This is a genomic window from Sodalis sp. RH21 (assembly GCF_047324175.1).
In the GTDB taxonomy this organism is placed as follows: Bacteria; Pseudomonadota; Gammaproteobacteria; order Enterobacterales; family Enterobacteriaceae; genus Acerihabitans.
In genome coordinates, this window is sequence record NZ_CP178732.1 from 5,109,916 (window position 1) to 5,122,367 (window position 12,452).

Annotated in this window: 14 protein-coding genes; 9 read left to right on the forward strand and 5 right to left on the reverse strand. The window is 56.1% G+C overall.

Translation table 11 applies throughout. The annotated features are described in order from the left end of the window. Positions 1 to 308 precede the first annotated feature (308 nt). From ACL2XP_RS23610 to ACL2XP_RS23630, 5 genes are all read left to right on the forward strand, one after another. On the forward strand, positions 309 to 1,226 hold the full coding sequence (locus ACL2XP_RS23610) for a ketopantoate reductase family protein (RefSeq protein ID WP_413735751.1): 918 nt from the start codon (positions 309 to 311) through the stop codon (positions 1,224 to 1,226). Positions 1,227 to 1,430: 204 nt separating this feature from the next. Next, on the forward strand, positions 1,431 to 2,000 hold the full coding sequence (locus ACL2XP_RS23615; protein ID WP_413735752.1) for a cytochrome b: 570 nt from the start codon (positions 1,431 to 1,433) through the stop codon (positions 1,998 to 2,000). A 100-nt stretch (positions 2,001 to 2,100) separates the two neighbouring features. Further along, positions 2,101 to 2,580, forward strand: a complete 480-nt coding sequence (locus ACL2XP_RS23620; RefSeq protein ID WP_413739272.1) for a tetratricopeptide repeat protein — start codon at positions 2,101 to 2,103, stop codon at positions 2,578 to 2,580. Positions 2,581 to 2,784: 204 nt separating this feature from the next. Continuing rightward, positions 2,785 to 3,243 (forward strand): sigma-70 family RNA polymerase sigma factor, encoded by a 459-nt coding sequence (locus tag ACL2XP_RS23625; RefSeq protein ID WP_413735753.1) that lies wholly within the window; start codon positions 2,785 to 2,787, stop codon positions 3,241 to 3,243. Beyond that, positions 3,240 to 4,037, forward strand: coding sequence for an anti-sigma factor family protein (locus tag ACL2XP_RS23630; protein ID WP_413735755.1), 798 nt, complete (start codon positions 3,240 to 3,242; stop codon positions 4,035 to 4,037). Before ACL2XP_RS23625 ends, ACL2XP_RS23630 begins: the two co-directional genes overlap by 4 nt. Positions 4,038 to 4,078: 41 nt before the next feature. On the opposite strand, the gene ACL2XP_RS23635 is transcribed toward ACL2XP_RS23630, so the two are convergent. Then, a complete protein-coding gene (locus ACL2XP_RS23635; RefSeq protein WP_413735756.1) occupies positions 4,079 to 4,750 on the reverse strand; it encodes a TetR/AcrR family transcriptional regulator in 672 nt (223 codons plus the stop codon). Positions 4,751 to 5,604: 854 nt separating this feature from the next. Here ACL2XP_RS23635 and ACL2XP_RS23640 point away from each other — a divergent pair. Next, positions 5,605 to 6,183, forward strand: a complete 579-nt coding sequence (locus ACL2XP_RS23640) for an Ail/Lom family outer membrane beta-barrel protein (protein WP_413735757.1) — start codon at positions 5,605 to 5,607, stop codon at positions 6,181 to 6,183. Positions 6,184 to 6,289: 106 nt separating this feature from the next. Here the strand turns inward: ACL2XP_RS23640 and gntU are convergent, their stop codons facing one another. Then, on the reverse strand, positions 6,290 to 7,627 hold the full coding sequence (gene gntU / locus ACL2XP_RS23645) for a gluconate transporter (RefSeq protein ID WP_413735759.1): 1,338 nt from the start codon (positions 7,625 to 7,627) through the stop codon (positions 6,290 to 6,292). A gap of 749 nt (positions 7,628 to 8,376) precedes the next feature. Between gntU and ACL2XP_RS23650 the strand changes: the two genes are divergently transcribed. Continuing rightward, complete coding sequence (locus ACL2XP_RS23650) at positions 8,377 to 9,492, forward strand: glycosyltransferase family 9 protein (protein WP_413735761.1); 1,116 nt, start codon at positions 8,377 to 8,379, stop codon at positions 9,490 to 9,492. Continuing rightward, positions 9,489 to 9,887: a DUF1493 family protein gene (locus ACL2XP_RS23655; protein WP_413735764.1), complete on the forward strand. Its 399-nt coding sequence runs from the start codon at positions 9,489 to 9,491 to the stop codon at positions 9,885 to 9,887. The genes ACL2XP_RS23650 and ACL2XP_RS23655 overlap by 4 nt, the downstream gene beginning before the upstream one ends. Here ACL2XP_RS23655 and ACL2XP_RS23660 read toward each other — a convergent pair. After that, positions 9,884 to 10,903 carry a glycosyltransferase family 9 protein gene (locus tag ACL2XP_RS23660; protein WP_413735766.1) on the reverse strand — a complete coding sequence of 340 codons (1,020 nt, stop codon included), beginning with the start codon at positions 10,901 to 10,903 and terminating at the stop codon, positions 9,884 to 9,886. The two genes, ACL2XP_RS23655 and ACL2XP_RS23660, sit on opposite strands and share 4 nt — an antisense overlap. A gap of 83 nt (positions 10,904 to 10,986) precedes the next feature. On the opposite strand from ACL2XP_RS23660, the gene ACL2XP_RS23665 reads away from it, so the two are divergent. After that, positions 10,987 to 11,154 (forward strand): hypothetical protein, encoded by a 168-nt coding sequence (locus ACL2XP_RS23665; RefSeq protein ID WP_413735767.1) that lies wholly within the window; start codon positions 10,987 to 10,989, stop codon positions 11,152 to 11,154. On the opposite strand, the gene ACL2XP_RS23670 is transcribed toward ACL2XP_RS23665, so the two are convergent. Continuing rightward, entirely contained in the window at positions 11,147 to 11,449 is a 303-nt protein-coding gene (locus ACL2XP_RS23670) for a chaperone modulator CbpM (protein ID WP_413735768.1), read from the reverse strand. The two genes, ACL2XP_RS23665 and ACL2XP_RS23670, sit on opposite strands and share 8 nt — an antisense overlap. Before the next feature lie 6 nt (positions 11,450 to 11,455). Further along, positions 11,456 to 12,394, reverse strand: coding sequence for a curved DNA-binding protein (gene cbpA, locus ACL2XP_RS23675; RefSeq protein WP_413735770.1), 939 nt, complete (start codon positions 12,392 to 12,394; stop codon positions 11,456 to 11,458). Positions 12,395 to 12,452 lie beyond the last annotated feature (58 nt).

Here is a 12,452-nt window from a genome sequence, read left to right on the forward strand (position 1 = left end):
TTAGAGTCAGAATGTATTTACATCTGGACATGGCGCCAACAATTAACTCCCAGCACATTTCTTGCTGATCCATTATTGCGTGACTCGGCCGGAGGTTATACATAGTATATGTTATTACATTAATGGCGTTTACTTTCTATTGATATCGCGTGTTCACAGGGCAAAACGCGGCGCGAACCGCAACCGCACCTTTTGTCCGCCCCGCCAGCCGGCCGATCCCCTTGACTCGCGCCGCCATATAAACCTATTTTATAATCGATGGCTTGATACTTCGTTTAGTTTCATCGATAACACAAAGGAAAAACAACATGCGTATCTTAGTCGTTGGCGCAGGCGCCACCGGGGGATATTTTGGCGGCAAGCTGGCCCTGGCCGGCCGTGACGTCACCTTTTTAGTGCGCGGCAAGCGCGCCGAGGTTTTACGCCGGGAAGGCATGCACCTGATTACTCCCGACGGTGATTTTACCCTGGCGCCGCAGCTGACGCAGGCCGACGAGATCACCGGGCCCTATGACGTGATTATTCTCACGGTTAAAGCCTTTGGCCTGGAGTCGGCGCTGCAGGATATTACCCCCGCCGTCGGCAAAGACACCGTAATTATGCCGATACTCAACGGCATGAAGCACCTGGAGGTGCTTACCGCCCGTTTCGGCAAGCAGGCGATAATAGGCGGCCTGTGCAAAATCGCCGCCACCCTGGACGAACAGGGACGCATCGTGCAAATGAGCGCCTTGCACCAGTTCGCCTATGGGGAACTGGACGGTTCAGTCTCACAACGTATTCAGGCGCTCGATCGTCTGTTTAGCGGCGCGGGCTTCGACGCCAGGCTATCCACATCGATTATCAACGATATGTGGGAAAAATGGCTGTTGCTGGCAAGCCTGGGCGCCATAACCTGCCTGATGCGCGGCAACATCGGCCAGGTCGCGTCGGCGCCCGGCGGCGATCGGTTCGCCCGCGGAGTGATCGGTGAAATCCTGGCGACGATCGTTTCCGCGGGTTATATCCGCAACGAGCAATATATCGCCGATACCACCGCCTTGCTGACCACCAAAGATTCGTCGCAGACCTCCTCCATGTATCGGGATTTGATGCAGGGCTATCAGGTGGAGGCCGAGCAGGTGCTGGGAGATTTGGTGGCGATCGGCCAGCGGGCCGGCCTGGATATTCCATTGCTGGGCGCGGCCTATACCAACCTGGCGGTTTATCAGGGCAACCGCGGCTAAACCCTGCATTCGCCATGGATGCACCGATGAACGGCAGGCCTGATGGCCTGCCGTTCATGTTCCTGAGCCGATGGCCGGACCCACGCCGGCGGCGCTGCCGTCAACGATTCTCCCTGATGCGAAATATTTTTTGCAAATATATCGAATAAACCGATCCGGTTATGTGTTTACCCCGTATCACAACCATGAATACAGGGTACGACCATGCCAGCCAATGCGTTAACTTCAGAACACCCTTTACCCCGGCGCTATGACAAACTGACCATACTGTTGCATTGGGCGACGGCGCTGATTGTCATTTTTCTGTTTGCCAGTTCCCAAATATGGGAGCAGCTCGAACGGGGAACGCCCCTGCGCAAGGGCTTACAGTCATTACATATCTCTTTTGGCATTACCCTGGCGGCCATTATTATCATTCGTCTTATCTGGCGCGCGACCTCCGGGCGCAAATTGCCCCCAGCCGACGCGTCAACCTTTATGCATATTATCGCCAAGCTCGCTCATTGGGCCTTATATCTGCTGCTGATCATGCAGGTCACGCTTGGATTTCTGTTTCGCTGGGCGCAGGGCGAACCCTTTATGTTTTTCGGCCTATTCCCCGTGCCGGATATTTTCAGCGTCGATCCGCTGCTGCGCCGCACCTTCGGCATGCTGCATTTTTACACCGCCTGGACCATTATCATCCTGGCCGGCCTGCATGCCTGCGCCGCGCTGTTTCATCACTATATATTGCGTGACGATACCCTCAAACGCATGATGCCGCCGACCCGATAAGATCCTCTTACCTGCAACCACCGGAGTGAATGCCATGTTCAATTATGATGCTGCCGCAGTGTTAAAAAAACGCGCGCTGTTACTGCTGGGAGGTTCCCTGATGCTGTTATCGGGGGTAACCCATGCCATGGGAGATGATTCGTCCACCACCCCGACCTGTCCCAAAGGGCAGATTTACGATTCCCGCACCAAAAGCTGCATGGTGGATAAAGGCAGTATGATCTCCGACGGCGATCGCACCCGCTATGCCTATTCCCTGGCCAAAGCCGGGCGTTATGACGAAGCGCTGGACATGTTGAATACCCTTAAGCAACCCGATACCGCCCAGGCGTGGAACTATCGCGGTTACGCCACCCGTAAGCTGGGACGCACCGACGAAGGCATCGGTTATTATCAGAAATCCATCGCCCTCGATCCGAAGTATGCCCAAGTCCGGGAGTATTTGGGCGAAGCCTGGATGATCAAAGGGCGGCCCGATCTGGCCAAAGCCCAGCTCGCCACGATAAAAACCCTGTGCGGCACCGGGTGTGAAGAATATCGCGATCTTGCCAACGCTATCGCCGGACATCCGGAATCCTGAAGCACCGCGGCGAATGTGCGGGTAGGGACAGCTTAATATGCGGCGTCTGGCGATCAATGTCGCTTTACTAGCAGTGTTTATCAAGAAAGAGGTATTGTTAGCGTCTGGCAAAGTAGTGAATCAGGGTGGGAGACCGCGATCATCGAAACACAGGATATCCGGAATGAACTGGGGGGCTATCTGGCCCGCCTCTGGCGATACGGCATGGTATTGTCCCGTAAACCCGACGTTGCCGATGATTTGGTACAGGCCACCTGCGTGCGGGCGCTGGAGCGCGCCGGGCAGTTTGCCGCGGGTACCACCCTGGATCGCTGGCTGTTTACTATTTTGCACTCGATCTGGGTTAACGAAGTCCGCTCCAGGATGATTCGCCAGGGCCAGGGTTTTGTCGCCATCGACGATGTCATGCCGGAAATCGATAGCGACGCGGCTGACGCTATTTGGGCCAATCAAATTATAGGGCGGGTCAACCGGCTGCCGGAAGCGCAGCGTAACGCGGTTTTCCTGGTTTATGTGGAAGGATTTACCTATCAGGAGGCGGCGCAGACGTTATCCGTACCGATTGGCACCATCATGAGCCGGTTGGCCACCGCCAGGCAAACGCTGGCGAAAGATACCGCCATTTCGTCAGCCCGGCCCCTGCGGGAGGGGGATAATTTATGACGCAGCAACGCCTGACCCCACCTCTCTCCGATGAAATATTGGTGGCTTATCTGGATAATGAACTGAGCGGCGAACAGCGCGGCCAGGTGGAGCAACTGCTTAGCGATGATCCGGACCTGGCCGGACGGTTGGCCCATTTGGATCGCGCCAGCCTGCCGTTTGGCGCAGCCTTTGCCGGCATGCTGGCGCAGGCGCCGGTGGCGCGGTTACAGCAGCGGCTGGATAACCTGGCCGCCGCCGCGCCGGTCCACTCCGCCCCGGAGCGCGGCGTCAGCCGGCGCAATCTTATCGCGGCGGCGATAGCCTGCCTGGCGGTGGGCGCCGTCGGCGGACGGCTGTCCCTTGGCCTGCCCGGACGCGAGGCGTCTGAGGGCAACTGGCGCGACCTGGTGGCGCAGTATATGTCGCTCTATACCGGGGAAACCTTTGCCGATATGCCCGACGCGCCGGAATGGCAGCAGCGGCAACTGCAAAATATCGGCGCCAGGCTGGGGCTGGAACTCAATCGCCGGCGGGTCAATCTGCCGGGCGCCGAACTGAAATACGCCCGGTTATTGAGTTACGATCGGCAGCCGATAGCCCAGATTGCCTACCTGGACGCCCAGGGGCGCCCGCTGGCGTTCTGCATCACCCAATCCCATAACGGCGGCAGCGAGGCGCCGGGGGCGCAAACCGAAGTGCGCCGCGGCATGAACGTCGTGTATTGGTCGGCGCACGGCCATGATTTTATGCTGATTGGCCACGGCGCCAGGCAGGAGATGCTGGCGCTGGCACAGCCGCTGATGGCGGTGTAATTGCGCGATGTCGCCGCGTCGGCGCAGACGGCGACCGGGTATCAGGCCTCGGCGACGGCGGTCAGCCGGTGGTCGGCCCCGATACGCAACAATTGCGGCCATACCGCCATCAGGGTGGACACAATCGAGTCCAAATCCTCATGGGTCGCGCCGTCACGGGCCTGAACCGACATCCCTTGCAGGGTGCAGGCCAGATATTTCGCCAGCACCGCGGTATTGGTTTGCGCCGGCAGTTCGCCGTTGGCCTGCCGGGCCGACAAAAATTCGCGCAGCGTATTTTCCTGTAAATGATGGCGGGTGCGCAGGAGCTGCGCCACATCCTCGGAAGAAGCGGACAGAGCCGCTGAGGTGCAGATAATAAAACAGCCCGACGGCAGGGTTTTATCGGTAAACATGACCGCCGCCGCGCGTAAAAAGCTTTCAATCGCTTCGCTTACGGTGCTGCCGGGACGGGTGAGCAGCGCTTTGCCCTTTTCGGCGAATTTGGTGACGTAGCGTTCGACCGCCGCGCGGAACAAGCCTTCTTTATTACCGAACTCGGCGTAAAGCGTCGGCGCCTTGGCGCCGGTGGCATCCACCAGGTCGGCCATCGAGGTGGCTTCATAGCCATGACGCCAAAACATTTCCAGCGCTTTGTCCAAAGCGATGTCGCGGTCAAACTGCTTGGGACGCCCACGGCCTTTCTTCAGACATGCGTTTTGTTCAATGTTCATGACATCCTCTCTGACCTCTAATCACGGTGATTGAATATAATTAACGGCTATTATAAAAAATCCCGCCCCTACTGTCGAGGGGGGGTTTGATTATTTATCGCCCATATCACGCCAGGTGCATGACCCCATGCCGGCAAATCGATTTTCCTGTTGCCTGATGATTTAAACGCCGGATGGTAGGTTCCATTCAGGAAAATATTAAGCCGCGAATCGACTTCATCATGAACCTGGAAAAACTTGCCGTCATATCATTATTTGCATACAGCCGGATTTTGTCCGCAGCGAAGATCTGCGGATCTTGGTATAACCAGCGTCCCGCCGGGTTAAAACATAGTGATAGCGCCATGCCTGCGCCCCCAAACTTGCCTACAGCACAACAGCCGCAAAATGTTAACCCGCGCCTTACGCCCAGCAATCCTGGTTGCCGACGTATGTGGGACAGCGAGCGCAACCATCGGTTCAGGGAGGACACGCGTCGCTCTACTAAAAATGGACAACAAGGTAGAACACCGTAAAAAAAATAGCGGTTCATAATTCCCCCGATTTCCCATCTTGGCGACTATTAAATCTTATACAATAGAATTACCTGTACTTTATTACATGGTATTAAATCCGGAAATTAATATTTTAATTCAAAATAACTAGTATCATTAAGTTTTAAAAACCAGTTTATTTATTTTTATAAAGTTCATTTTTTTTGAGAATTTCATCGCAAAAAAGTTGTTATCCCCGTTATTTGCAATACTTGGTTTAACTTTCGTTCTAATACCTGCGTTAGAATACGCCGGGTTGATACAAGCATTTTGCTTTATAGGCCATTAATTCTATATGTATAATAATGAAGGATGGGAAAAATGAGAAAGTTATTATTATCGCTGGTAGCCTGCGCTACCCTGGGAATGAGTCTGAATGCGTCTGCCAGCGATCATACCGTTACGCTGGGCTATGCGCAAAGCAAGGCTGACGACGTATGGTTAAAGGGGATCAACGCCAAATACCGCTACGAGTGGGACAGTCCGGTGAGTTTTATCACGTCGATAACCTATATGGGAAAAAACATTGATGGCAGAATAAATTATCCGGGCGGCAATCGTCCATACGAAAAATGGCATAATCGAGACCGAAACTTTTCGCTATCCGCTGGCCCCGCCTATCGCTTTAACGATTTTTTAAGCCTCTATGGGCTGGCGGGCATAAACGTCAATAAATTTAGAGGCAACTCTACGACATATCCTTTTTCTGGGGATAGAAAACAAAAACACCAGCGCGATTTAAGCAGTAACACACCGATGTACGGTGCCGGCATCCAGATCAACCCGATTAACAGCGTTACCATTGATTTTGGTTATGAAGGATCGACCCTCAAATTCGGTGACAACCACAAGCGCACGCCCATTAACGGCTTCAACGCCGGCGTCGGTTACCGCTTCTAACCTGTATGACGGGCGCCAGCAGCGGTTCTGCTGGCGCCTCAAATCGCTTGTGGATTGAACACCGCCCCGATAGTCCATCGACCGCATCCCATCGCGACAGTGATCTCTACACGACGGTAAAAACAATCATGCCCACCACCGCGCCGGTGGTGCCCAGAATGGTTTCCATTACCGTCCAGGTCTTCAGGGTTTGCAGCTCCGTGGCGCCGGTAAGTTTACCAAACAGCCAGAAACCGGCATCGTTAACGTGGCTGCACACAATCGAACCGCCGCCAATACATACCGATAGCGCGGCCATCTGCGCGCCGCTAAAACCCAGCGGGGCGACCACGGGCATAATCAGCCCCACGGTGGTCAGGCAGGCAACGGTAGCGGAACCCTGGATAATGCGGATGGCGGCGGCCAGCACAAAACACGCCACGGCGATGGGCAGGCCGGTGCTAATCAGGGCATTGCCCAGCGCCGGGCCAACGCCCGAGTCCACCAGGACCTGCTTGAACACCCCGCCGGCGCCGGTGACCAGCAGGATGATACCTGCCGGTTGCAGCGCCGCCGAACAGATATCCATCACTTTATCTTTGCTCATGCCCTGGCGGTAGGCCAAGCCATAAATCGCCACCAGGCAGGCCAGCAAAATGGCGATAAACGGATGTCCCACCAGCTCCATCCAGCGATACAGCGCGCCGCCCTGCTCCACAAAACGCACGCCAATGGTTTTTAATCCCACCAGGATCAGCGGGAATAACACCAGCGATACGCTAAAACCAAACGAGGGCAGATTGCCGGTTTTCAGATCGGGTTCGGCGATATCCTGCGGCATCGGGATAGTGACATATTTACTGATAAAACTGCCGTAAACCGGACCCGCCAGCAGCATGCTGGGGATGGCGGCCATCAGGCCGATGGCAATCATCCAACCAAAGTCCGCATGCATCTGGGAGGCCAGCAGCATCGGGGTCGGCCCCGGCAACAGAAAAGCCGCCGCCGCGGCAACGCCCGCGAATAGCGGTATCAACAATTTAACCAGATTGCCGTCGGTGCGGCGGGCCACGGCGAAGACCACGCCGATCAATAGCATGACCGCCACCTCGAAAAACAGCGGCAAAGCGCAGACCAACCCTACGATACCCAGCGCCATATAGGCGCGGCTTTCGCCAAAACATCGCACCATTTTAGTGGCGATCTGGTCCAGGGCGCCCGTCTCGTGCAGCACCTTGCCAAACATCGACCCCAACGCCACCACGATAGCCAGGAAACCCAGGGTGCCGCCCATGCCCGCCTGCATGGTATCGGCGATTTTCTCCAATGGCATGCCCGAAAAAATGCCGGTACCGACGGAAACCAGCAGCAGCGCGACAAAAGCGTGCATCCGCGCTTTCATCACCAGAAACAGTAAAATAAGCACCGAGCCGATGGCGGTAATAATCAATGTCAGCGTGCTCATAATTGCCCGTCCACGGCACGGCGCAAGGCAACCGAGGCTACGCTCATGATGATATTAAGCGACATACCCTCCAATGGTGCATTCAATCTCAATTTATTCACTAATCACTCCCGTTATAATAAAACTTTATGCACCATCTTCCCCCAAGGGGGCGGCAATCATATTCCACCGTAAGCGGGTATTCCCAACCAGCGCATAAAAAAATGTTACCGGTAACATTACCGGTGGGGATAGTCCTGCCAGCAGCCCAAAAAGGCAAGAAATTAGAGATAGATCACATAAAAAGTGTGATGCACCTCCAAAAAATGGGGTTATATCACACTTTTTGTTAAGCCCGGGATCATAGGCGTCAACCCGGTTGCGCGCTGACCGCGCAGGGGTGACGCAGTGGCATCTGCGCATGGAGATCAACGAGGGGTCGCCGAGGAGCGAATAATGCTGAGCGAGGGTATTTTTTCCTACCGCAGCGTTCTTTATGCCAATATACTCGTTCAGAACCCGCCAACAACAGAAAATACCCGACAAATAATCAACATTTATTTAACCTTTATCTGTTATTGCTGTTTATATAAAAAGTTCAATAATGAATTGAATAAATATCTCGTGCAAATAGTTAAGTTTTATTAAGTATAGTTAGCACTTTAACCGAAACGGCTTCTTACGAAATTAACGATAACCTGCCGATAAATTCGCATATTTATTTATACCGGCATGGTAATATTCTGGTTATCACTTGGGAAAAAACGCTTATGAAAAAAAATAAAATCAATATCATCAATAAAATTCTCACCTGGTATGCATTTTTTAGCGGTTATACCAAAGGCAGAGCGGATGATTTTAATAAGGACGCTATTAATTGCATTGCCATCTATTCCACCACCGCCCTGGGCGATCTGATACTTAATACTCCCGCCATCATTGCGCTGAAAGCGCGGTTCCCCAAGGCGCGCCTGATATTGGTCTCCAGCCCGAAAAACAGGGACCTGGTACATGACAGCGCGTTATTTGATGACATTTTGTATTGGAACAATAAGTTTAATAATATTGTATATTTTATTTTTAAGTTAAGGCGCCTGCGTCCGCAAATGGCGGTGATTCTTCACTCCTATTTCCCTTATGATATCCTGAGCGCCGTCCTGGCGGATTGCCGCTATATTTATCGCGACCATTATGGTAAAGAAAGCGTAGCCCTTGACGCTTGGCTCACCGCCTATTCATCCGCTTTTGAAGGGCATACCGTCCAGCGTAAGCTTGAATTATTAAAGTCATTAGGCTGCGATGACACGCAAAAGCGGATGCACATTCCGGTGACCATCGTACCGGGACCAAGGGATGCGTCAAAAATCCGTATCGGCTTTCAAATGGGCGCCTCCCGTGATTGCAGGCGCTGGCCGCTGGAAAATTTTGCCGCTTTATGCGGTAAACTGATGCTCGCCGAACCGGCGATCGAGGTAGTGCTGATCGGCGGCAAAAACGAGCAGCCCCTGGTTGATGAATTTATGGCGCAGGTATCCGCACCGCACCAGCGCCGGGTGGTGTCCCTGGTCGGCCAGACCACGCTCAAACAGCTGGCCGCGGCGATAATGACCTTCGATATACTGGTTACCGGCGATACCGGGCCGCTGCATCTGGCCATAGCACAGCAGGTCAGGACGGTGAGCCTGTTCGTGACCGCCAATCCGTTATATACCGGCCCTTACCAGGATCAACAGCTGCACCACGTATTTTATAAACCCCTCGCCAGCCTGTCGCCGGAGCTGGCGCGCAGCCCGCTGCCCATGGCGGCCATCACTCCGGATGAAGTATTCGGCGCGGTGCGCGACGGGTTGCGCCAGGGCCAAACGCTCCTGAGGCGCGCCGTATGATGGTTGCCATGAGATCCGCGCCGCACCACGCCCGGCAACGGCGTCACGATCTGCAACAGCAGGTTTTTGATTTTATTTCGCCCTTTCGCCACCCGGGTATCTGGGGACGGCGAACGCCGCTCTCACTGACATTTTCCCTGCGTGACGATCTGCATATGCCCTGGGACGAATTCGACTATCTGATGAATGACTTCTTTTTGCTGTTCCAGGTGGACGCCGGCGGCTACGACCATTTGGCCTATTTTCCCGAGCCTCCCAGCCAGCTATCGTTAAAAATCGCTAGGCGGTGGCGGTGGTTTACCGGTGCGGGCGTCACGGGCGCGGCGCCCAGGCCGCTGACCGTCGGCATGCTGATTACCGCCGGCGCCGCCGGTCGCTGGCCGCAGCCGGATTAACCCCGCCGCGTCAGACCGGGCGCCAGCTGGAGCAATGCCTCATATACCCGCGGCGGGGTAATTGACGCCACGTTATTATCCGCTGCATGCAATATCCTATGCTCCACCCGCCATGGCGACCAGCACACGGGATCGCTGTCACCGAACAGCGCGACTATTCCTTTTCCCAATCCCGCCGCGATATGCATGGCCCCACCATCGCTGGTCACCACGCGATCGCAAAGCTGCATGGCCGCTATCAGTTCATCCAGCGATTGGGTCGCGATAGGTATGAGGTTGGGTAAATCACAGGCGGCGATGATCCTGGCGGCCAGTTCATCATCGCCGGGATGGGCGGGATTGTCCGCGGTTCCGGGCGACCACAGCAGGATAATCTGGCAAGGACCCGCGGCCGCGATCGTGCGAGCCAGGGCTACGAAATCGGCCTCGGGCCAGCGCTGCAATACCCGGCGGGCGCTGATTTGCAGGCCGATAGCGGGCAGCCGGTCATCAATGCCGTAACGCCGGGACAGGGCGAGGGCCTGCGCCGGCGCGGCATTCAACACTAACGGGCCGGCGGCGCCGCGGATGCCCAGCGGGGCCAGCATGCGGTGAAAACGGTTGACCAAATGCTCCCCGCCGGCGGGAGGGGTCACCAAATCGGTGATCGCCGGATGGGATTGGTCTCCGAGGGCCAGAACCCTGCGCGCGCCCGATAGCGTGCCCCATTTCAACACCCGCCGATCCCAGCGGCTTTTGGCAATCACGGCCACGTCATAGTCCGTGCGCCTGATGCGCCACATAACCTTCAGCCGCTGCGCAATCACGGCCAGCCGGGATTCCCCCGCGGCGCGGTGGTGAATTTTTTTATAAATAAATACCGTGGCGACATCCGGATTCAGCGCGAGCACCGCGGCGTTATAGCTGTTGGCGACGACGTCCACCCGATAGTGGCCCTGGGTGGCCAATGCGTGAATCAGCGGCGTCGTCAGCAGCGTATCCCCGATATTATCCCGGCATATCACCAAGGCTCTCATTCACCCTCTCCGTACGTTAAAATGCGGTTTGGCGCGCGGCGCCGTGGGCCAAAATGCCGGCCAGCCGCAGATATGACACCGGCTTGGTTAACACGTTCATTGCAACGGAAGAGGAAGAGGATATGCAGCCCGGCCAATGCGCGGGGCATGGCCGGGCCGAGACGATGGCGAAAACGCTGCGGCGGGCAAAACGGCATCGACGGCGGGTAATCGACGCCTGGCAAAAGATGGGCAACCCGCCCGCTATTTGAGGATAAAACGATCCAGCCGCTGGAGCAGTTGGCGATTTTCCGTTTTAAGCCGCCTGATTTCATCAAGCAGGCTGACCGCCAGGGCGACGCCCGCCCAATCTATCTCCAGATCCTGCCGCAGGCGCTGCGCCCGTTGCAGATCGTACAGCGCCGCGGGCTCGAAGCGCCAATCGTCCGATGACTTATCGCGCGGGGCGATGATGCCCAGCGCGACGACTTCAAACAGCTCATCCCGGGAAATAGCGGCCGACTGGCAAATTTCGGTGATCTCCAGAGTAACCCTGACTTCGGTCATGACCCATTACTCCCATTCCGCACGAGGATTAAATGCACAATGCGTGGCGAGTTGCGCCCACAGCTCGCGGGCCTGTTCGTCGGCCTGCTGCGGCATCACCACTTTGATAAGGGCATATAAATCGCCGCTGCCCTGCTTATTCACCAACCCCTTGCCTTTAATGCGCAACTGCTGGCCGGTCTGGCTATTAGGCGGGACGGTGAGGGTAATCTTGCCGGTAAGCGTCGGCACGGTGACTTTGGCGCCCAGCGCTGCCTCCCACGGCGCCAGCGGCAAGGTCACCAGCAGGTTGTTGCCGTCGAGATCGAACAGCGGATGGGGCGCGATGCGAATGACCAGATACAGGTCGCCATTGGCGCCGCCGCCGCTGCCGGCCGGTCCCTGCCCTTTGACGCGAATGCGATCGCCGTCGCTGACCCCGGCCGGCACTTTCACCTTCAGCGTTTTGCTGACCGGCGGCCCCTGGCGGCCGCGCTCGACGGCGCCGGGCAGCTGGTAGCTGATGGTGCGCTGGTGCTCCTCAAGGGTTTCCTCCAGGAAAATCGGCACCTCGATTTCCACGTCCTGGCCGCGCCTGGCGGCCCGTGCGCGCTGGCCTCCCGAGGACTGGCCGCCGAACACCGATTCAAAAAAATCGGAATAATCGCGCTGCTGGAAACCGCCGGAGGCTTCGGCGCCGGCGCGTCCGCTCGGCTGCCAGCCGGGCGGCGCTTCGAAGCGCCCGCCCTGGCCGTATTTGCGCAAATCGTCATATTCCGCCCGGCGCGCGCTATCCTTCAGCACCTCGTAGGCCTCGGCGATCTCTTTGAATTTGCTTTCGGCATTGGATTCGGTGCTGACATCGGGATGGTATTTGCGCGCCAGGCGTCGATAAGCGGTTTTAATCGTTTTCACATCGGCAGAGGGATCGACACCCAATGCGGCATAATAGTCTTTAAAGTCCATACTGCTCTACCGCCATGTTTTTATGTGGAAAATCGCGGATTTTGAATCAGCCCGCTGA